At 69.1% G+C, this 17647-nt stretch carries 22 protein-coding genes; 7 read left to right on the top strand and 15 right to left on the bottom strand.

The genetic code is table 11. From position 1 onward, the window contains the following. Positions 1-4 precede the first annotated feature (4 nt). On the bottom strand, positions 5-613 hold the full coding sequence (locus ACK41C_RS06505) for an inner membrane-spanning protein YciB (RefSeq protein ID WP_409651752.1): 609 nt from the start codon (positions 611-613) through the stop codon (positions 5-7). Continuing rightward, the gene (ftsY, locus tag ACK41C_RS06500) at positions 610-1545 is read right to left on the bottom strand and encodes a signal recognition particle-docking protein FtsY (protein WP_409651750.1); all 936 of its coding nucleotides are present in this window, start codon (positions 1543-1545) and stop codon (positions 610-612) included. The genes ACK41C_RS06505 and ftsY overlap by 4 nt, the downstream gene beginning before the upstream one ends. A gap of 47 nt (positions 1546-1592) precedes the next feature. Here ftsY and ACK41C_RS06495 point away from each other — a divergent pair, with 47 nt between their 5' ends. Next, entirely contained in the window at positions 1593-2222 is a 630-nt protein-coding gene (locus tag ACK41C_RS06495) for a trimeric intracellular cation channel family protein (RefSeq protein WP_409651748.1), read from the top strand. A gap of 52 nt (positions 2223-2274) precedes the next feature. Here the strand turns inward: ACK41C_RS06495 and ACK41C_RS06490 are convergent, their stop codons facing one another. The 3 genes from ACK41C_RS06490 to dapF are packed head-to-tail and all read right to left on the bottom strand — an operon-like array spanning position 2275 to position 4822. Further along, positions 2275-2736 carry a GFA family protein gene (locus ACK41C_RS06490; RefSeq protein ID WP_409651745.1) on the bottom strand — a complete coding sequence of 154 codons (462 nt, stop codon included), beginning with the start codon at positions 2734-2736 and terminating at the stop codon, positions 2275-2277. Next, positions 2733-3998, bottom strand: coding sequence for a tRNA (N(6)-L-threonylcarbamoyladenosine(37)-C(2))-methylthiotransferase MtaB (mtaB, locus tag ACK41C_RS06485; RefSeq protein WP_409651742.1), 1266 nt, complete (start codon positions 3996-3998; stop codon positions 2733-2735). Before mtaB ends, ACK41C_RS06490 begins: the two co-directional genes overlap by 4 nt. Further along, positions 3995-4822, bottom strand: coding sequence for a diaminopimelate epimerase (gene dapF / locus ACK41C_RS06480; protein ID WP_409651740.1), 828 nt, complete (start codon positions 4820-4822; stop codon positions 3995-3997). Before dapF ends, mtaB begins: the two co-directional genes overlap by 4 nt. An 82-nt stretch (positions 4823-4904) precedes the next feature. Between dapF and ACK41C_RS06475 the strand changes: the two genes are divergently transcribed. Then, the gene (locus ACK41C_RS06475) at positions 4905-6968 is read left to right on the top strand and encodes a prolyl oligopeptidase family serine peptidase (RefSeq protein WP_409651737.1); all 2064 of its coding nucleotides are present in this window, start codon (positions 4905-4907) and stop codon (positions 6966-6968) included. 59 nt (positions 6969-7027) lie between these two features. Here the strand turns inward: ACK41C_RS06475 and ACK41C_RS06470 are convergent, their stop codons facing one another. From ACK41C_RS06470 to ACK41C_RS06460, 3 genes are all read right to left on the bottom strand, one after another. Beyond that, positions 7028-7321 (bottom strand): DUF2218 domain-containing protein, encoded by a 294-nt coding sequence (locus ACK41C_RS06470; RefSeq protein WP_409651734.1) that lies wholly within the window; start codon positions 7319-7321, stop codon positions 7028-7030. A 14-nt stretch (positions 7322-7335) separates the two neighbouring features. Further along, positions 7336-7899 (bottom strand): PadR family transcriptional regulator, encoded by a 564-nt coding sequence (locus ACK41C_RS06465; protein WP_409651731.1) that lies wholly within the window; start codon positions 7897-7899, stop codon positions 7336-7338. A 69-nt stretch (positions 7900-7968) separates the two neighbouring features. Beyond that, positions 7969-8865, bottom strand: coding sequence for a LysR substrate-binding domain-containing protein (locus ACK41C_RS06460; protein WP_409651728.1), 897 nt, complete (start codon positions 8863-8865; stop codon positions 7969-7971). Positions 8866-8999: 134 nt separating this feature from the next. On the opposite strand from ACK41C_RS06460, the gene ACK41C_RS06455 reads away from it, so the two are divergent. Together ACK41C_RS06455 and ACK41C_RS06450 are read left to right on the top strand one after the other, a co-directional pair. Continuing rightward, a complete protein-coding gene (locus tag ACK41C_RS06455) occupies positions 9000-9554 on the top strand; it encodes a peroxiredoxin (protein WP_409651725.1) in 555 nt (184 codons plus the stop codon). 117 nt (positions 9555-9671) lie between these two features. Continuing rightward, a complete protein-coding gene (locus ACK41C_RS06450; RefSeq protein ID WP_409651722.1) occupies positions 9672-10205 on the top strand; it encodes a carboxymuconolactone decarboxylase family protein in 534 nt (177 codons plus the stop codon). A gap of 48 nt (positions 10206-10253) precedes the next feature. Here the strand turns inward: ACK41C_RS06450 and ACK41C_RS06445 are convergent, their stop codons facing one another. The 7 genes from ACK41C_RS06445 to ACK41C_RS06415 all read right to left on the bottom strand — a co-directional run bounded on the left by ACK41C_RS06445 (position 10254) and on the right by ACK41C_RS06415 (position 16076). Continuing rightward, positions 10254-11279 (bottom strand): glycerophosphodiester phosphodiesterase, encoded by a 1026-nt coding sequence (locus ACK41C_RS06445; protein WP_409651719.1) that lies wholly within the window; start codon positions 11277-11279, stop codon positions 10254-10256. Positions 11280-11360: 81 nt separating this feature from the next. Continuing rightward, a complete protein-coding gene (locus tag ACK41C_RS06440; RefSeq protein WP_409651716.1) occupies positions 11361-11696 on the bottom strand; it encodes an energy transducer TonB in 336 nt (111 codons plus the stop codon). Between the two features lie 115 nt (positions 11697-11811). After that, entirely contained in the window at positions 11812-12606 is a 795-nt protein-coding gene (locus ACK41C_RS06435) for an inositol monophosphatase family protein (protein ID WP_409651713.1), read from the bottom strand. Positions 12607-12689: 83 nt separating this feature from the next. After that, the gene (thiE, locus tag ACK41C_RS06430) at positions 12690-13337 is read right to left on the bottom strand and encodes a thiamine phosphate synthase (RefSeq protein ID WP_409651710.1); all 648 of its coding nucleotides are present in this window, start codon (positions 13335-13337) and stop codon (positions 12690-12692) included. A gap of 19 nt (positions 13338-13356) precedes the next feature. Continuing rightward, on the bottom strand, positions 13357-13506 hold the full coding sequence (locus ACK41C_RS06425; protein WP_409651708.1) for a hypothetical protein: 150 nt from the start codon (positions 13504-13506) through the stop codon (positions 13357-13359). 144 nt (positions 13507-13650) lie between these two features. Next, positions 13651-14676, bottom strand: coding sequence for a cytochrome d ubiquinol oxidase subunit II (gene cydB, locus ACK41C_RS06420; protein ID WP_409651705.1), 1026 nt, complete (start codon positions 14674-14676; stop codon positions 13651-13653). Beyond that, positions 14673-16076: a cytochrome ubiquinol oxidase subunit I gene (locus tag ACK41C_RS06415; RefSeq protein WP_409651703.1), complete on the bottom strand. Its 1404-nt coding sequence runs from the start codon at positions 16074-16076 to the stop codon at positions 14673-14675. The genes cydB and ACK41C_RS06415 overlap by 4 nt, the downstream gene beginning before the upstream one ends. 174 nt (positions 16077-16250) lie before the next feature. On the opposite strand from ACK41C_RS06415, the gene ACK41C_RS06410 reads away from it, so the two are divergent. From ACK41C_RS06410 to ACK41C_RS06400, 3 genes are all read left to right on the top strand, one after another. Beyond that, on the top strand, positions 16251-16436 hold the full coding sequence (locus tag ACK41C_RS06410) for a bacterioferritin-associated ferredoxin (protein WP_409651700.1): 186 nt from the start codon (positions 16251-16253) through the stop codon (positions 16434-16436). A gap of 112 nt (positions 16437-16548) precedes the next feature. Further along, positions 16549-17040 carry a bacterioferritin gene (gene bfr, locus ACK41C_RS06405; protein ID WP_409651697.1) on the top strand — a complete coding sequence of 164 codons (492 nt, stop codon included), beginning with the start codon at positions 16549-16551 and terminating at the stop codon, positions 17038-17040. A gap of 64 nt (positions 17041-17104) precedes the next feature. Continuing rightward, the gene (locus ACK41C_RS06400) at positions 17105-17530 is read left to right on the top strand and encodes a four-helix bundle copper-binding protein (RefSeq protein WP_409651695.1); all 426 of its coding nucleotides are present in this window, start codon (positions 17105-17107) and stop codon (positions 17528-17530) included. Positions 17531-17647 lie beyond the last annotated feature (117 nt).

Below are 17647 nucleotides of genomic sequence, written 5' to 3'. Positions count from 1 at the left end.
GGCCCTACTCCACGTGCGGCGGCGGCGGTTCGTCGGTCTTGGCGTACTTCATCATCAGCGGCACCTGGCTGAAGGAGAACAGCATGGTGACGATCAAGAGGCCGGGGAAGCGGAACACCACCCAGACGTCGTCGGGCTGGGTGCGCCAGACGAACTCGTTCAGGGCCGCGGCGAAGAAGAAGAAGAGACCGTAGTTGAGCGTGAGCTTGCGCCAGCCCTCGTCGGGCATTCGGAACGAGCCGCCGAGCAGGAGTTTCAGCGGGTTCTTCCGCAGCGCCAGGCCGCCGAGCAGCAGGCCGGAGAACAGCAGGTTCATCACCGTTGGCTTGATCTTCACGAACCGCACGTCGTGGAAGAAGAGGGTCAGGCCGCCGAACAGCAGGGCCGCGCCGCCCCCGATGAGCGGGAAGGGGGCGATGCGCCGTTCCACGACAAAGCCTGTCAGCAGGCCCAGCGCCGAACCGGCGACAAGGCCCCAGGTCGCCTGGACCAGCGCCTCCTGCGAAGACAGTCCCTGAAGCCGTAGATAGCCGAACACCGCAAGAAACGCCGCCAGGCCGGCGAAGTCGACGAAGTTTCGCACCCACTGGCGCGCCTTGGACGAGAGCCTCATGCGTCCTCCAGTCCCACCAGAGATCGAGCGAAGGCCCGGGCCTTGAAGGGTTGCAGGTCTTCGATCCCCTCGCCCACCCCGATCAGCTTGATGGGGGAGTCGGAGGCCTGGGCCACGGGCACCAGCACCCCGCCGCGGGCGGTGCCGTCCAGCTTGGTCATGACGATGCCCGAGACGCCGATCTGGTTGCCGAAGATGTTCTCCTGGGCCAGCGCGTTACGGCCCACCGTGGCGTCCAGCACCAGCAGGGTTTCGTGCGGCGCCTCGGGCTCCACCTTCTTGACCACGCGTATGACCTTCAGGAGCTCGTCCATCAGCCCCTGCTTGTTCTGCAGGCGGCCTGCGGTGTCGATCAGCACCACGTCGTAGCCCTCGGCCTTGGCCTTGGCGACGGCGTCGAAGGCCAGGCCCGCCGCGTCGGAATTGATCGGCCGCGACATGAAGTCGGCGCCGGCCCGGTCGGCCCAGACCTTCAGCTGCTCGATGGCCGCGGCGCGGAAGGTGTCGCCCGCCACCACCAGCACCTTCGCGCCTCGGGCGGTCAGGTCGGCGGCGATCTTGCCCAGCGTCGTGGTCTTGCCCGAGCCGTTCACCCCGATGAACAGCACCACATAGGGCCGCGGGCCCGACAGCGGGTCGAAGTCGCCTTCCCGGCTTTCCAGCTCGGCGCCGATGTATTCGGCCAGAGATTCCTTGATCTCCGCCTCGTCGACGCTCTTGCCGAATTTCTCGGCGGAAAAGCGCTCGGTGATACGTGCGGCCGAGTGCGGACCGAGGTCGGCCTCGATCAGCATCTCCTCCAGCTCGTCCAGCTTGGCCTGGTCCAGCGGCTGCTTGGTGAAGGTGGCGACGACCTGTTCCGTCATCTGCTTCGACGAGCGCGAAAGCCCGTCGGTGAGACGCTGGAACCAGCCCTTCTTCGGTTCGGTCATGGCCCGCTTCTAGCGGCTGGCGGCGTGGGACGATAGAGGATGGCGGCATGGAAGCCCTGACCGCCGCCTTCACCTGGCTCGACTATGGGGCGGTGGCGGTGTTCGGCGCCACCGGCGCCCTGGCCGCCGCGCGGCAGAAGCATGACATCATCACCTTCGGCTTCTTCGCGGCGGTGACCGGCGTGGGCGGCGGCACCCTGCGCGACCTTCTGATCGGCGCGCCGGTCTTCTGGGTGCAGCGGCCGGACTACATCGTCGCCTGCCTGATCGCCGCCCTGGCCGTCTGGGTGTTCGGGACCGGCCGGGCGCGGATGAAGGTGCTGCTCTGGCTCGACGCCCTGGGCCTCGCCGCCTATTGCGTGGTCGGCGCGGCCAAGTCCCTGGCCCTGGGCGTCCCGCCGATCCCCGCCGTGGTGATGGGCGTGCTGACCGCCTGCTTCGGCGGGGTGCTGCGCGACGTCCTCGCCCACGAGCCCTCCATCCTGCTGCGGCGCGAGATCTATGTGACCTGCGCGCTGGCCGGCGCGGCGACGTTCGTGATCCTGGAGCTTTCGGGCGTGCGCGGACTCTGGGCCGGCCTGGCGGGCTTCGGCGTCGCCTTCGCGGTGCGGGCGGGGGCCATCGTCTGGGGCTGGTCGATGCCGGGATTCCCGGGGCGGGGAAAGTCCGAGGGCTGATCCCCCCACCCTGAGCGTCATTCCGGATTGCGAAGCAAGACCGGCATGACGCTCAGGGGTGTGGCGGCCACGCCTCCGTGTCGTGGTCGGGGTGCTGGCGGGAGACCACTGCGGCGTAGAAGTCCGCGAGCTTTTCGGCTTCCCGCTGCGGGCGGTGCGGCAGGTCGGCGAGGCTGTCCACATAGGGAAGCTTGGACTCCAGGCCGATCTGCAAGGTCGGGACAATGGCCGCGGGATTGTCGAAAGCGCCGATGGCGAGGTTGGGCGGCCAATCGCCGCCCTCGAAGGAGAGCTGGGTCCCGCAATCGCCGCAGAAGCCGCGGCGGACGAGGTTGGAACTCTGGAAATATTTCGGCGCGCCACGGGTCCATTCGAGGCCGTGGGCGTCCACATACGGGCCATAGAAGGCGCCGAAGGCCTTCTGGCACATGCGGCAATGGCAGAGACTGGCGCGGCCGACCCTTTCGACCCGGAAACGCACCGCGCCGCACTGGCACCCGCCCGACAGGCTCATTCGGCCGCCTCCAGGACCGCGATCTCGGCGCGCGCCCGGGCGCCGTCGTGAGCCAGGATGCGCAGCGGCGCGACGCGGCCCACCGACGCCTCTCCGGCGAACGCGATCTCCGTGAAGTCCTCCGCGCGGGCGAGGCCGGGACGCTCCACGAGCCCGTTCAGCACACGGCCGACCTGGCGCTCCAGGTGCCGGGTCAGGGCCGCCTCTCCGGCCGCGCGCAAACGGGCGGCGCGGTCCTTCACCACCCCGCGCGGCAGTTGCGGCATGCGGGCCGCGGGCGTGCCCGGCCGCGGGCTGAAGGGGAAGACGTGCAGGAAGGAAAGCTCCGCCTCCTCCACCAGCCGCAGGGTGTTCTCGAACATCGCCTCCGTCTCGGTGGGAAAGCCGGCGATCAGGTCGGCCCCGAAAGCGACGTCCGGCCTCACGGCGCGAACCTCGGCCACCAGCTTCAGCGCGTCGGCGCGGCTGTGGCGGCGCTTCATCCGCTTCAGGATCATGTCGTCGCCCGCCTGCAGCGACAGGTGCAGGTAGGGCATGAGGCGCGGCTCCTCGGCCAAACAGCGCATCAGGTCCGCGTCGATCTCGGCGGCGTCGATGGAGGAGAGCCGCAGGCGCGGCAGGTCCGGGACCAGCTTCAGGATTCGGCCGACCAGTTGACCGAGCGTCGGGGCGCCGGGCAGATCCGCGCCCCAGCTGGTCACGTCGACGCCGGTCAGCACCACCTCCTGGTAGCCCTGGGCGGCGAGCTTCCGCACCTGCTCCACCACCTCGCCCGCGGGCGCCGAGCGGGAGTTCCCCCGGCCATAGGGGATGATGCAGAAGGTGCAGCGGTGGTCGCAGCCGTTCTGGACCTCCACATAGGCCCGGGCCCGGTCCTTGAGCCCATCGATCAGGTGGCCGGCGGTCTCCCGCACGCTCATGATGTCGTTGACGCGCACACGGCCTTCTACGGCCGGGGCATAGGCCCCGGCCTGGGACTTCTCCGCATTGCCCAGGACGAGGTCGACCTCGGCCATGGCGGCGAAGGCGGCGGGGTCGATCTGGGCCGCGCAGCCGGTGACGATCACCTTGGCGCCCGGCCGCTCGCGCCGGGCCTTGCGGATCGCCTGGCGCGCCTGGCGCACGGCCTCGTTCGTCACCGCGCAGGTGTTGAAGACGATGGCGTCGGACAGCCCGTCCTCCGCCGCCCGCGCGCGGATGACCTCGCTCTCATAGGCGTTGAGCCGGCAGCCGAAGGTGACGATCTCGACAGGCTTGGTCACGGCAGCATCCCGGTGAAGTCCACCTGGGCGGGGCCGGTCATGATCACATGGCCGTCGCTTTCGCGCCACTCGATGACCAGCTCGCCGCCGTCCAGCTCCAGGACGGCCTTTCGGTCGGTCAGATTCCGGCGGTGGGCGGCCACGAGCGCCGCGCAGGCGCCGGTGCCGCAGGCCCTGGTCAGACCCGCCCCTCGCTCCCAGACGCGCAGGCGGATGCGGTCGCGCGCCTTGATCTGGGCGAAGCCCACATTGACGCCCTCCGGAAACAGGCGGTGGTGCTCGATCATCGGACCGACCTGGACCACTGGCGCGGCCTCGGCGTCGGGGACGAAGAAGACCACGTGCGGATTGCCCATGGAGACGCAGCCGGGGGTGTGCAGGATCGGATCGTCGATGGGCCCCACCTGCAGCTCGATCCCCTTGGTGTCCATCTCCTCCTCGAGGGGGATGTCCTTCCAGCCCAGCCGCGGCGCGCCCATGTCGACGCTGACCACCTTGTCGCCCGCACGCGTGGCGGTGAGCAGGCCGCCGTCGGTCTCCAGCACCGCCCGGTCGCGGCCGGAAGCCTCCATCAGGAGCCAGCCCACGCAGCGCGAGGCGTTGCCGCAGGCGCCGACCTCCTCCCCGTCGGCGTTCCAGAACCGCACCCTGGCGTCGGCCGTGGCGGACGGTTCGATGGAGACGAGCTGATCGCAGCCGATCCCGCGCTCCCGATCGGCGATCGCGCGCACCTCCTCCGCGGTCGGCGCGAAGGGGGCTGAGCGGGCCTCGACCACGACGAAGTCGTTGCCGAGCCCGTTCATCTTCAGGAACGGACGGCTCATGGCCTGCGCCATATAGGCGAGATCGGCCCTCAAATCACCTGAGGGAAGACAAGCCCTGCCCGGGCGCCTTATCTGAAGCGCCATGAAAAGCTTCGTCGCGGCGCTGGCAGGCGCCCTCGTTTCCACCGCGGCCCTCGCCCAGGAGGCCGCCGACCCCTTCATCTGGCTCGAGGAGATCGACAGCCCCCGAGCCATGGCCTGGGTCGAGACCCAGAACGCCAAGGCCGCCCGGCGGCTGGAGGGCGACCCCCGCTACCCGGCCTATCTGGCCGAGGGCCGCGCCATCTTCACCGCCAAGGATCGCATCCCGATCCCCAGCTTCCGGGCCGGCGGGATCGACAATTTCTGGCAGGACGAGGCCAATCCGCACGGGGTGTGGCGCCATGCGACGCTGGCCTCCTATCGGACAGACGCCCCGCAGTGGCGCACCCTGCTCGACATCGACAAGCTGGCCGCCGACGAGACGAAGAACTGGTTCTGGAAGGGCGCGACCTGCCTGAAGCCGGACGAGACGCGCTGCATCGTTCGCCTTTCCGACGGCGGGGGCGATGCCGTGGAGCTGCGCGAGTTCGACGCCGCCGCCGGCCGGTTCGTGGAGGGCGGCTTCCGCTTCGACGAAGGCAAGCAGTATGTGGAGTGGCTGGACGGCGACACCCTGCTGATCGGCCGCGAATGGACGCCGGGCGACGTGACCGCATCGGGCTATCCCGTCGCCCTGCGGATTGTGCCGCGGACCGGGGAGGCGCGGGAGATCTTCCGCGGCCAGAAGAGCGACGTCTGGGCTTCGCCCGACGTGCTGCGCGGCGAAGGCGGCCGGGTGGACGGGATCGTCATCCAGCGCGGCCTCTCCTTCTTCGAGTTCGAATACAGCCTCTATGCCGACGGCAAGCTGACCCGCATCGCGCTGCCCCGGCGGGCCCAGTACCAGGCCTATGTGGACGGCCACGCCATCTTCACCCTTCAGGAGCCGTGGAAGGACTTCGCGGCGGGCGCCCTGATCGCCTATCCGCTGGCCGAGCTGAAGCGTGGGGGCGAGGGCGCCATGCTGGTCTTCCAGCCCGGGCCGACCCAGGCGATCCAGAATGTCGCCGACACCAAGGGCAAGCTGGTCGTCGAGCTGCTGGAAGACGTGAAGGGCGCGGTGGACGTCTACAACTTCCAGGGCGGCAAGTGGTCGGCCAAGCGCCTGCCGCTGCCGAAAGATGCGACCCTCACCCTGCGCGCCGCCTCGGGCCGGGATGACCAGTTGTTCGTGGCCGCCGAAGGCTTCCTGTCGCCCAGCAGCCTATGGCTGGCGGATGCGGCGACAGGGACGGCGGCCCGCGTGAAGACCTCGCCCGCCCGGTTCGACGCGTCCAAGCATGTGGTGGAGCAGTTCTGGGCGACCTCCACCGACGGGACGAAGATCCCGTATTTCGTGGTGCGTCCGAAGGATGCGCCGCTGGACGGCTCGCTGCCGACTATCATGTACGGCTATGGCGGCTTCGAGGTGGCCAAGCCGCCGGTCTACATCCCCGAGATGGGCAAGATCTGGCTGGAGCGGGGCGGAGCCTATGTCATCGCCAACATCCGCGGCGGCGGCGAGTTCGGCCCGGCCTGGCACCAGGCGGTGCTGCGCGAGAAGCGCCAGCTGGCCTTCGACGACTTCGCCGCGGTGGCCAAGGACCTGGCGGCGCGGAAGATCACTTCGCCGCGGCGCCTCGGCATCTATGGCCGCTCCAACGGCGGGGTGCTGACGACGGTCTCCATGACCCAGAACCCGCAGCTGTGGAACGCCGTGGTGGTGGAAAGCCCGCTGGTCGACATGCTGCGCTACCACAAGCTGTCGGCCGGCGCGTCCTGGGTGGGGGAATATGGCGATCCGGACGTCCCGGAGGATTACGCCTTCATCGCCCGGTACGACGGTTACCTGAACCTCAGGGCCGGCCAGCCCTATCCGGAACCCTATGTGACGACGAACACCCGCGACGACCGGGTCCATCCCGGCCACGCCCGCAAGTTCGCCGCCCGGCTGGAGGCGATGGGCTATCCCTACATCTATTTCGAGAACACCTTCGGCGGCCATTCCAACGACGCCGATCCGGAGATGAACGCCCGGCGCTGGGCCAGGCACTACGTCTATCTCAGCCAGAAGCTGATGGATTGAGGCGGGGTAGCGCCGCCCCCTCCGTCACGCGTGGCGTGGTCGAGGCGACCACAGCCGCGCTAAACCGCCGGACCGCGGCGCCAGTCGACGGCGAGGGCGGGCTCGCGGAAGGCGAAGCGCTTCAGGTGGCTTTCCAGCACCTGCTCCAGCCGACCGAGAGCTTCCGGGTCCTCAGCCTCTCCCACCAGGATCAGGCTGCCCGGCGAGGCGCGCAGCAGGGCCTGGCCGGCGGGGAACTCGATCCGTCCTTCCTGGCCTTCGCAGGCGGCGGGGACCTTGTGGCCGAAGTGCTTGCAGAGCTGGGTCACGTAGCGGAACCCATGCTCGGTGGGTACGGTGGCGCTGGACTTCATCTTCGCCTCCTTCCTCAGGCGCGTTCGATCTTTCCGGCGGCTTCGTCCAGGGCCGCGACGATGGCGTCCATCTCCGCCTCCGTCACCTCGCCCCGCTGCAGACGCAGGGTGAGCGCCATGCCGAGATTCTGCATGGCCCGGGCGATCCGCGGTCGGCTGGAGGAGGACTGGGCGGCGGCCTCGTCCAGGCGGGCGAAGACCGCCTCCACGCCGGCGTGGTTGGCCTCCAACGCGGCGAGCCCCGCCTCGGTGATCTCGAACGCCTTGCGTCCGCCCGCCTCGCCGGTCTGCCGCACGAAGCCTTCGTCCTCCAGCAGCGAAAGGGTCGGATAGATAACGCCCGGACTGGGCCGATAGGCGCCGCCGCTGCGCTCTTCCAGGGCGCGGATCATCTCGTAGCCGTGGCCCGGCTTCTCCTTCAACAAAGCCAGGATGACGAAGCGCAGGTCGCCGTGCTCCAGCAGCCGGCCGATCCGCCCGCCGCGGGCGTGCCCGCGCCCGAAGCCCCGATGCCCAAAGCCGTAGCCGTGCCGGCTGAAGGCTTCCCGTCGCTTCCAGGAATGGTGTTGTCGATGCATGTTTCGATCCTATTTCGATATGTCTGAATGCCAGATATATCGAGAGCGGATCGGATTTCAAGATATATCTTAGATGGCTCGGAGAACTTCCGCGAGCAGGCGGCCGTCAGCCGCGCGGCTGGAGCCGGCGCGCCAGGCGACCACGATCTCCCGGGTCGGATGATCGGCCTTCAGCGGCCGGACGGCGATATCGGCGGTCTTGGCAAGCCCCGCCTCCACCGCCATGGCGGGCACGAAGCTGACCCCCAGGCCTGAGCCCACCATCTGCACCAGGGTCGGCAGGGAGGTGGCGGCGAAGGACTCCTCGTCGCTGGCCCGGGGCGGCCTGAGCCCGCAGGCGGCCAGCGCGTGGTCGCGCAGGCAGTGGCCGTCCTCCAGCAGGATCAGGTCGCCGCTTTCGAGCGCCGAGGGCGGCGCCTCCTTCTCGGCCGCCAGCGGGTGGTCGGCCGGCAGGGCGGCCAGCAGCTCGTCGTCGGAGACGTGGGCGTAGGCCAGGCCCGACATGTCGTAGGGCAGGGCGATCAGGGCCGCATCCAGCTGCCCGGCCTTCAGCGCGGCGATCAGCCGGTGGGTCAGGTCCTCGCGCAGGAATAGCCGCAGCTTCGGGAAACGCGCGCGCAGCAGCGGCAGGGCCTTGGGCAGCAGGAACGGCGCGATGGTCGGGATCACGCCCAGGCGGACCCGGCCGGTGAGCGGCTGGCCGACATTGCGCGCGTCCTGCACCAGCTCCTCGGCCTCGTTGAGGATGGTCCGCGCCCGGGCCAGCGCCGCCTCGCCCACGGCGGTCAGGATGACGCCCGAGCGGGCGCGATCCACCACCGAGGCGCCCAGGACCTTTTCCAGTTCCTGAACCCCGGCCGAGAGGGTCGGTTGGGTCACGTGCGCGGCCTCAGCCGCCCGCCCGAACGAGCCATGCTCGGCCAGAAGCTTCAGATATTGCAGCTGTCTCAGCGTCGGCAGGCTCATGCCGGTTATGATAGGAACTTTCTATCGAAAATCCAGGCACAATCGATTGGCTTTTGTGCGGCGCAGCACTATCTAGGTCTCGCGGCGAGGAGCCGCGCGAATCCTCCCCAAGACAGAAGCGTACGGAGAGACTGATGCTGGGCGTTGGCGAAAAGCTGCCGGAGTTCAAGGTCGTGGGCGTGAAGCCCAAGTTCATGCGTCACGAAGAGAACGGCGAGAGCGCCTTCGAGACGGTCACCAACGAAAGCTTCCCGGGCAAGTGGAAGATCATCTTCTTCTACCCGAAGGACTTCACCTTCGTCTGCCCGACCGAGATCGCCGAGTTCGCGCGCCTGAACCCGCAGTTCGAAGAGCGCGACGCCGTGGTGCTGGGCGGCTCGACCGACAACGAGCACTCCAAGCTCGGCTGGCGCCGTGAGCATCCGGACCTCGCCAACCTGGCGATCTGGAACTTCGCCGACAATTCCGGGAAGTTCGCCCGGGCGCTCGGCGTGCTGAACGAGGACGAGGGCGTGGCCCTGCGCGCCACCTTCGTGGTCGACCCTCACAACGTGATCCAGCACGTCTATGTGACGAATCTCAACGTCGGCCGCGCGCCGGCCGATACCCTGCGGGTGCTCGACGCCCTGCAGACCGACGAGCTGTGCCCCTGCAACCGCGCGGTGGGCGGCGAAACCCTGGCGGCCTAAGCGCCCTCCAGCCCCCGGGGCGCTCCCCAGGCGCCCCAATAAGCTTAGGCCCCACTCCTGGGGGCGCGATCTCCCCGCGCCCCCAGGCCCCTCTTCCAGACATCTCCGGAGACCACCATGTCGCTCGACGCGCTGCGCGAGTCCCTGCCCGCCTACGCCAAAGATCTGAGCCTCAACCTCTCCACCCTGAGCGGCGAAACCACGCTCACCGACCAGCAGAAGTGGGGCGCCTTCGTCGCCTCGGCCCATGCCGTGGGCGAGCCCTCGGTGGTGAAGGCGGTGAACGCGGCGGCGCAAGCCGGCGGCCTCTCGCCCGAGGCCTTCAATGCGGCCAAGGCGGCGGCGGCGATCATGGGCATGAACAACGTCTATTACCGCTCGCTGCACCTGCTCTCGAACGGCGAATACCGCACCCTGCCGGCGCGCCTGCGGATGAACGTCCTGGCCAATCCCGGCGTCGAGAAGGTCGACTTCGAGCTGTGGTCGACGGCGGTCTCGGCCGTGAACGGCTGCGGCATGTGCCTGGACAGCCACGAGGTCGAGCTGAAGAAGCACGGCGTGCCCAACACCCATGTCCAGGCGGCCCTGCGCATCGCCTCGGTGGTGAACGCCGTCAGCCGGGTGATCGCCGCCGAGAAGGCCGCGGCCTGACGTACGTGACCCATCCCTCTCCCGAGAGCGGAGAGGAGGATTCACCGGCTACAGCTCGCTCCGGGCCGCCGCCGCCACGGCGGGAAAGTCCGTGAACACCCCGTCGACGCCGGCGGCGTAAAGCGCCTTGCAGAGCGCCGCCGCGTCGCCGTGGGCGGCGGGGCCGGCTCCCCGCCGCAGGGCCGGCGGCAGATAGTGGTTCTCCGCCCGAACCGTCCACGGATGGACGGCGAGGCCGAGTTCGTGGGCCTCACGGACGAGGGGCGTCGGCGGCCCCAGTCCGTCCCCCGTCCGCGGCAGCACCAGCGACCAGTCCGGCCCCACGCCGTGGGCGTAGGCGGCGATCTCCTTCAGCCCCTCCGCCGTGACCATGGCGGCGTCCTCGCCGGCGACCAGCTGGACCCGCCGCGCCTTCGAGAGGCTCGCAAAGCGCCTCAGGGCCGCAGCTTCGAAGCACTGCACGAACACCGGGGCGTCGGCAGCGTCGAGGCCGTTGTCCGATAGCGCCTTGGCCAGCCGGTCCTCCAGGGGGAGCCCCTGGTCCGCCAGGAAGGCCGGACGCTTCATCTCCGGATAGAGGCCGATGGTCCGGCCTGCCCGCGCGCCCTCGGTGCGGGCGAGGTCGACCACCTCCTGGAAGGTGGGGATCGCCTCCTGGCCGTCGAACGCGGCGCTGGCGGGCCGAAGGTGCGGCAGCCGTTCGCGGGCGCGCAGGGTCTTCAGCTCCGCCAGGGTGAAGTCCTCGGCGAACCAGCCCTCCACCGGATCGCCGTCAATCTCCTTGCGGGCGCGGCGGCCGGCGAACTCCGGCCGGGCGGCGACGTCGGTGGCGCCCGAGATCTCGTTCTCGTGGCGGGCGACCAGGTGGCCGTCGCGGGTGACCACCAGGTCCGGCTCGATGAAGTCGGCGCCCTGGACGATGGCCAGGCGATAGGCGGCCAGCGTGTGCTCCGGCCGCTCGCCGCCGGCGCCCCGATGGGCGATGACGAGGGGGCGTGAGTTCGCCCGCGCCGTGGCGGGCGTGACGGCAAGCGCGGCGGAAGCGGCGGCGAAGGCGCGGCGGGTGAGCGTCATGGCTCCGATCTAGCCGACCAAGGCGACGATTCCGTCAAGCGCCCGCTTACAGTCCGGTTGGGGCGCCCGCTTGAGCCAACGTCAAGGCAGACTGAATCTCGCTTGGAAGCTGATCTTGCGATCCGCCGGAAGTTCCTCTCCCTCACGCACGACGAACAGATAACTCAACATCAGCGCGCTAGGACCGAAGCCGGAGTTGTTCGGCGTCTCCGATTCCACCATGCAGTCTGAGAGCGTGCGTGACGACGTGACTGTGCAGGCCAGCACCACGCGCCCTTCTTTTCTCTGCGCCTGCGCGCGAGGCGGATAAACTACGGCCATCGCCATGCCGCTAGGCGTTCGCTCAAAAAGGCCCGCCGGCGGAAACGCAACAAGATGAGCGCCGACGATTGTCGGGGCGATCAGAGAAAACAGCATCCTAAACAAGGCTCCCCAGCTTGGCGCCGCCGCCGCACAGCTTGGCAGGATCCGTTATGAACGATAGCGGAGGGAAGCTCGATACGGCCGTTTGGGAGACTGTCTCACGCCCCCGTCAAGCCGCGGCCTTCAACCGGTCCAGCAGCAGAGGATGCAGGTCGAGATTGGCGGCGCAGATGCTGCCTTTTTCGAGAACCGCCTCACCCCCCTCGGCGTCGGTGGTCTTGCCGCCGGCTTCGTGGACCAGCAGCAGGCCGGCGGCCAGGTCCCAGGGCTTCAGGTCCCGCTCCCAGTAGCCGTCGTAGCGGCCGGCGGCCACATAGGCGAGGTCCAGCGCCGCCGAGCCGAAGCGGCGCACGCCGGCGACCCGCTGGCTGATCTGGTGCAGCTCCTTCAGGAAGCGTGCGTGCTGGCCGTGGCCGAGGAACGGGATGCCGGTGGCCAGCAGGCTCTCGTCCAGGCGCTGGCGCTGGGCCACCCGCAGGCGCTTGTCGTTCAGGTAGCAGCCCTTGCCGCGCTCGGCCCAGAAGAGCTCGTTGGTCACGGGGTTATAGGTGACGGCGGCGACGATCTGGCCCTCGCGCTGCAGGGCGATATTGACCGCGAAGTGGGGCAGGGCGTGCAGGAAGTTGGTGGTGCCGTCCAGCGGATCGACGATCCAAGTGTGGGTCTTGTCGGTGCCCTCCACCAGGCCCCGTTCCTCGCCCAGGAAGCCGTAGCCGGGGCGAGCCTTGGACAGCGCCTCGAACAGCACCTGCTCGGCGCGCAGGTCGGCGGCGGAGACGAAGTCGGCCGGCGCCTTGCGCGCGACCTGCAGCTCGGCGAGTTCGCCGAAGTCTCGGTTGAGGCCGCGCGCCGCCTTGCGGGCGGCGTCGGACATCACTTTCAGAAGGGCGGATTGGGTGGCCACGAGGTTCCGATCGGTCGGGCGCCTAAGGGCGCGAAATTGGCCGCGGAACCTAGTGGCGCAAGGAGGTTAAGGCAAGGCGAGCGTCAGGCGCGCTCGGCGAGACCCGCGGCGATCTCGGCGCCCAGCGCCCGCACCGCCGCCTCCGGCCCCTCCGGATGGTTCCAGACGCCGGCGGAGACGGCCAGGAAGTCGGCGCCCGCGGCGGCCAGGCCGCGCGCGTTCTCCGGCGTGATCCCGCCGATCGCCACGCACGGAACCTCCATGGTCTCCTGCCAGATCGACAGGATCTCAGGGTCGGCGCGGGTGGGCGCCTCCTTGGTCTGGGTGGGGAAGAAGGCGCCGAAGGCCACATAGTCCGCCCCGGCTTCGGCCGCTTCCATGGCCAGGTGCCGGCTGTCGTGGCAGGTGACGCCGACGGTGCGATCCGGCCCCATCAGCCGCCGGGCCTCGGCATAGGGCGCGTCCGACTGGCCCACATGGACGCCGTCGCAGCCCAGGCGGGCGGCGAGGTCCGGCCGGTCGTTCAGGATCACCGCCACGCCGCGGGCCTGGGCGATGGGCGAGAGCACGTCGACGGCGGCGGCGATCTCTTCGTCGGAGACGTCCTTCAGGCGGATCTGCAGGGCCGCTACGTCGCCGGCGTCGAGCGTATGGGCCAGCGTCCGGCCGAAATCGGCCAGGTCGTCGATGCGGGGCGGGGTGATCAGATAGAGGCGGCACTCGGCGGTCATGGGCGCCTAGATAGCCCGACTAGACGAGCAACGCCTTCAGGAAATAGGCGACAGCGGCGACGGCCAGGGCGCTTACGGCGGCGAGGCCGACGAACCAGGCGAGGCGCCGGGCGAGCGGCGGTGGCGGCGCATCGCCCTCGGGCGGCGGCTCGACCCGGAGGAACCTCAAACCGGCAGCTTGATCCCGCTGAGCAGGATCTTGAGCATCAGGCCGAAGAAAGCGATGCAGGCCCCCGCCATCCCGAGCAGCAGGACAGTCCAGGAAATCCGTTTCCGGAGCGGGGGCGTCCGGGTCAAAGGCGCAGGCCCCCGCTCAGTGATACCCTGCATCGGCGGTCACCTTTCCGCGGAACAGCCAATATACCCATATAGTGTAGCCCAGGATCACCGGGAGGATAATTAAGGTTCCGATTAGCATTAGACTCAAGGCGTTTTCCGCCGAAGCCGCCTCGCGGAAAGTGAGGTCGTAAGGCACGACATAGGGGAAGAAGCCCACCGCCAGGCCGGCATAGCCCGACAGGAAGACCAGCGTCGCGCCGAGGTGCGGCCAGCCGTGCGACCGGCGGCGCAGCCCGAGGAACAGGATGGCGAACCCCGCAAGGCCGAGCAACGGGATCGGCAGATTGGGGGCGAGCTGCGCAAGATCGAAAGCGTCGCCGGAATAGCCCCAGCGCTCGGCCACCCTCGGATGGACGAAGAGGGTGGCGAGACTCACCCCCGCCAGCAGCAGGGCAACGGCCCCAGCGGCAAGCCCCGCCCAGCGGCGCGCGTCGCCGTGCAGCTGGTCCTCCGTGCGCCAGACCAGCCATGTGGCGCCCAGCAGCGCATAGCCGGCGGCGAGCCCCACGGCCACCAGCAGGGTGTAGGGCGTCAGCCAGTCGAGTTGGGCGCCCGCGAAGGCGCCGCCCTCGACCCGCACGCCCTGGATGAAGCCGCCGAGGATCAGGCCCTGGGCCAGGGCGGCGACCAGGGAGCCGCCGGCGAAGGCGGCCGTCCAGAATGCCTTGCCGCGCCGCCGGCCGCGCAGGCGGAACTCGAAGGCGACGCCCCGGAGGATCAGGGCCAGCAGCATGACGATCACCGGGCCGTAGAGCGCCGGCATCAGGGTGGCGTAGGCCAGCGGGAAGGCGGCGAACAGCCCGCCGCCGCCCAGAACCAGCCAGGTCTCGTTGCCGTCCCAGACGGGGGCGATGGAGTCCATCATCACGTCCCGGTCGCCGGGGCCTCGCGCGAAGGGGAAGAGGATGCCGACGCCGAGGTCGAAACCGTCCAGCAGTACATAGAGCAGCACCGCGACGGCGATGATCCCGGCCCAGATCAGCGGCAGGTCGAGGTTCATGAGCGGCCCTCCGGCCCGGGATCCTCCGGCGTGGCGGCCAGCGGCGAGCCGGGGGCTCGCGGCCGGTCGGGCGACGGCTCCTCGGCCCCGGCGACGGGGCCTTCAGCCATAAGCCGGAGGATGTAAAGCACGCCCACCGAGAAGACGACGGCGTAGATGACCAGGAAGGCCAGCAGGGAGATCGAGACCTGGCTCGCCTGCACAGGCGAAACCGCATCGGCTGTACGCAGGACGCCATAGATCACATAAGGCTGGCGCCCCACCTCGGCGACGACCCAGCCGGCGATAACCGCCACGAAACCGGCGGGCCCCATCGCGGCGAAGACGGAAAGGAAGAGCCGAGATTTCTCCGGTTGTTTTCTCAGACAAAGCCAGGCGCCCCAGAGACCCAGCCCGATCATCGCCAGGCCCAGGCCGACCATCAGGCGGAAAGACCAGAAGACGATCGCCGCCGGCGGCCGGTCTTCCGGAGGAAAGGCTTTCAGGCCCTGGACTTCGGCGCCCGTCGACCCGGCGGTGATCAGGCTGCCGACCTTCGGGATGGAGAGCTCCCACCGATTGGCCTCGATCGCCCGGTCCGGCCAGGCGGCGATGTGGAAGGGTTGCTCGGCCCGCGTCTCCCAGAAGCCCTCAATGGCGGCGAGCTTCGCCGGCTGGATACGCAGCACCTCGCGGCCGGAGAGATCGCCCACCACGAGCTGGAGCGGCGCCACGATGGCCAGCATGCCGATGGCCATCCGGAGGGCGATCTGGCTCTCGGCCTCTTCGGGACGCTTGAGCAGCCGCCAGGCCGAGGCTGCGCCCACCACCAGAGCGGTGGTGAGATAGGCCGCCAGCGTCATGTGCAGGAAGCGCTCCGGGAAGGTCGGCGAGAAGATCACCTCAAGCCAGTCGGTGGCGATCAGCCCGCCGTCGGCGGTCCGCTCAAAGCCCGTGGGATGCTGCATCCAGCTGTTGGCCGAGATGATCCAGAAGGCGGAGATCAGGGTGCCCACCGCCACCAGCACCGTGGCGGCGAAGTGCAGGCCGGGACCGACCTTGCGCCAGCCGAACAGCATGATGCCGAGGAAACTCGCCTCCAGGAAAAAGGCGGTCAGCACCTCGAAGGCCAGCAGCGGCCCGATCACCGGCGAGGCGACCTGGGAGAAGACGCTCCAGTTGGTGCCGAGCTGGTAGCTCATCACCACCCCGCTCACCACGCCCATGCCGAAGGAGATGGCGAAGATCTTCACCCAGAAGAGGTAGAGGGTCTTGAAGACCTCGTTTCGCGTGGCCAGCCAGAGCCCCTCCAGCACGGCCAGATAGCTGGCCAGGCCGATGGTGAAGCTGGGGAAGATGATGTGGAACGCGATCGTGAAGGCGAACTGCAGTCGCGACAGCAGAAGAGCGTCGACGTCCATGGCGCAATCCCTCGCGGCGCCGGCCGGCGCGCACTCTCGCGCTTAACAACGTCGCACGCCAAGCTTGGCTTCAGCGACAAACCGCCGCAGGGCTAAATGGCGCGTCAGTTGCAAATGAGTTGCATCGACGTTCGCATCTGGTACATAGACGTCGGTTCCGAGGAGAGATCCGCCTTGTACGTGTGCAACTGCAACGGCATTCGCGAGCGTGAGGTCCGCGCCGCCATCGACGCCGGTGCCCAGCGCCCGGCCGACGTGTTCCGGGCCTGCGACGCCAAGCCCCGGTGCGCCAGGTGCGTCTGCGAGATGCGCGAGATGATCTCCGAACAGGGCGAAGCCCTGCGCTACGCGGCCGAATAGCACCCTTCCGCGGGTGCGAACGAAACGCGGAATCACTTGCAAACATAGGCTTTGACACGCCTGGCGCGTGGGACGACCTTGCGCCTCCAACGACGAATCCAAGGAGGCTCGCATGCAAGGCGATCGGGCGATCATCCGGCGGTTGAACGCCGTGCTCACCAACGAGCTGACCGCCGTGAACCAGTACTTCCTGCACGCGAGGATGTACGACAACTGGGGCTTCAAGCGGCTCGGCAAGATCACCTACGACGAGTCGATCGGCGAGATGAAGCACGCGGACAAGCTCATCAACCGCATCCTGTTCCTGGAAGGCCTGCCCAACCTGCAGGACCTGCACAAGCTGAAGATCGGCGAGACCGTGCCCGAGTGCCTGGCCGCCGACCTGGCCGTGGAGGTGGGCGGTCGCGCCGACCTGATCGAGGGGATCAGGGAGTGCGAGGCCGCGGCCGACTACGTGTCGCGCCAGGTCCTGCGTGAAATTCTCTCCGACACCGAAGAGCACATCGACTTCCTGGAAACCCAGCTCTCGCTGGTGAAGTCCCTGGGCGAAGCCAATTACCTGCAGAGCGCCATGGGCGAGCTGGAGGGCGGCGGCGGGCACTGAGCCCCGCCTGCCGGAACATCGACGCGCCGCGGCGGTTCCTGGACGAACAGCCAGGAGAACGTCCATGCGCGTCGAACAGATGATCGCCACCCACCCCCACGTCCGCGGGGACCTGAACCCGGCGCTGGCCCGCTGCATCGAGGCCTGCTTCGACTGCGGCCAGGTGTGCGTGTCCTGCGCTGACGCCTGCTTAGGCGAGGAGATGGTCGCCGAACTGGTGCAGTGCATCCGGCTGGACCTGGACTGCGCCGACGCCTGTTTCGCAGCGGGAAAGATCGCCACCCGCCGCTCCGGCGGCGACGTTCCCCTGATCCGCCTGCAGCTGCAGGCCTGCGAACTGGCCTGCCGCCGCTGCGCCGAGGAGTGCGAGCGCCACGCCTCGCGACACGAACACTGCCGGATCTGTGCGGAAGCCTGTCGCGCCTGCGAGAGCGCCTGTCGGGAGGCCATGGCCAGCCTCGGCGACGGCGGCGGCGCGTCCGCCCACTAAGGGCCGCGCCCGCCCCGTTGCGGGCGGTGCGGCAAGCCGCTTAGGCTCCCTCGCAAGAGATGGGAGGGGGCATGACCCAGGACGTGGCGGACGAAACTTCGGCGGAGTCGGAGGTCG

The sequence above is a fragment of the Phenylobacterium sp. genome, from assembly GCF_046290725.1.
Taxonomy (GTDB): domain Bacteria; phylum Pseudomonadota; class Alphaproteobacteria; order Caulobacterales; family Caulobacteraceae; genus Phenylobacterium.
This window is presented reverse-complemented; position numbering and strand designations above follow the sequence as displayed.

Excerpts from the sequence above, each read along its gene's own strand:
- ACK41C_RS06490 (WP_409651745.1), bottom strand. The coding sequence starts at position 2,736 with ATGAGCCTGTCGGGCGGGTGCCAGTGCGGCGCGGTGCGTTTCCGGGTC.
- ACK41C_RS06440 (WP_409651716.1), bottom strand. The coding sequence starts at position 11,696 with ATGCTGTTTTCTCTGATCGCCCCGACAATCGTCGGCGCTCATCTTGTT.
- ACK41C_RS06415 (WP_409651703.1), bottom strand. The coding sequence starts at position 16,076 with ATGGACGTCGACGCTCTTCTGCTGTCGCGACTGCAGTTCGCCTTCACG.
- ACK41C_RS06470 (WP_409651734.1), bottom strand. The coding sequence starts at position 7,321 with ATGAAGTCCAGCGCCACCGTACCCACCGAGCATGGGTTCCGCTACGTG.
- ACK41C_RS06495 (WP_409651748.1), top strand. The coding sequence starts at position 1,593 with ATGGAAGCCCTGACCGCCGCCTTCACCTGGCTCGACTATGGGGCGGTG.
- ACK41C_RS06460 (WP_409651728.1), bottom strand. The coding sequence starts at position 8,865 with ATGAGCCTGCCGACGCTGAGACAGCTGCAATATCTGAAGCTTCTGGCC.
- ACK41C_RS06475 (WP_409651737.1), top strand. The coding sequence starts at position 4,905 with ATGAAAAGCTTCGTCGCGGCGCTGGCAGGCGCCCTCGTTTCCACCGCG.
- ACK41C_RS06445 (WP_409651719.1), bottom strand. The coding sequence starts at position 11,279 with ATGACGCTCACCCGCCGCGCCTTCGCCGCCGCTTCCGCCGCGCTTGCC.
- ftsY (WP_409651750.1), bottom strand. The coding sequence starts at position 1,545 with ATGACCGAACCGAAGAAGGGCTGGTTCCAGCGTCTCACCGACGGGCTT.
- ACK41C_RS06450 (WP_409651722.1), top strand. The coding sequence starts at position 9,672 with ATGTCGCTCGACGCGCTGCGCGAGTCCCTGCCCGCCTACGCCAAAGAT.
- bfr (WP_409651697.1), top strand. The coding sequence starts at position 16,549 with ATGCAAGGCGATCGGGCGATCATCCGGCGGTTGAACGCCGTGCTCACC.
- ACK41C_RS06505 (WP_409651752.1), bottom strand. The coding sequence starts at position 613 with ATGAGGCTCTCGTCCAAGGCGCGCCAGTGGGTGCGAAACTTCGTCGAC.
- ACK41C_RS06400 (WP_409651695.1), top strand. The coding sequence starts at position 17,105 with ATGCGCGTCGAACAGATGATCGCCACCCACCCCCACGTCCGCGGGGAC.
- thiE (WP_409651710.1), bottom strand. The coding sequence starts at position 13,337 with ATGACCGCCGAGTGCCGCCTCTATCTGATCACCCCGCCCCGCATCGAC.
- ACK41C_RS06465 (WP_409651731.1), bottom strand. The coding sequence starts at position 7,899 with ATGCATCGACAACACCATTCCTGGAAGCGACGGGAAGCCTTCAGCCGG.
- ACK41C_RS06455 (WP_409651725.1), top strand. The coding sequence starts at position 9,000 with ATGCTGGGCGTTGGCGAAAAGCTGCCGGAGTTCAAGGTCGTGGGCGTG.
- dapF (WP_409651740.1), bottom strand. The coding sequence starts at position 4,822 with ATGAGCCGTCCGTTCCTGAAGATGAACGGGCTCGGCAACGACTTCGTC.
- cydB (WP_409651705.1), bottom strand. The coding sequence starts at position 14,676 with ATGAACCTCGACCTGCCGCTGATCTGGGCCGGGATCATCGCCGTCGCG.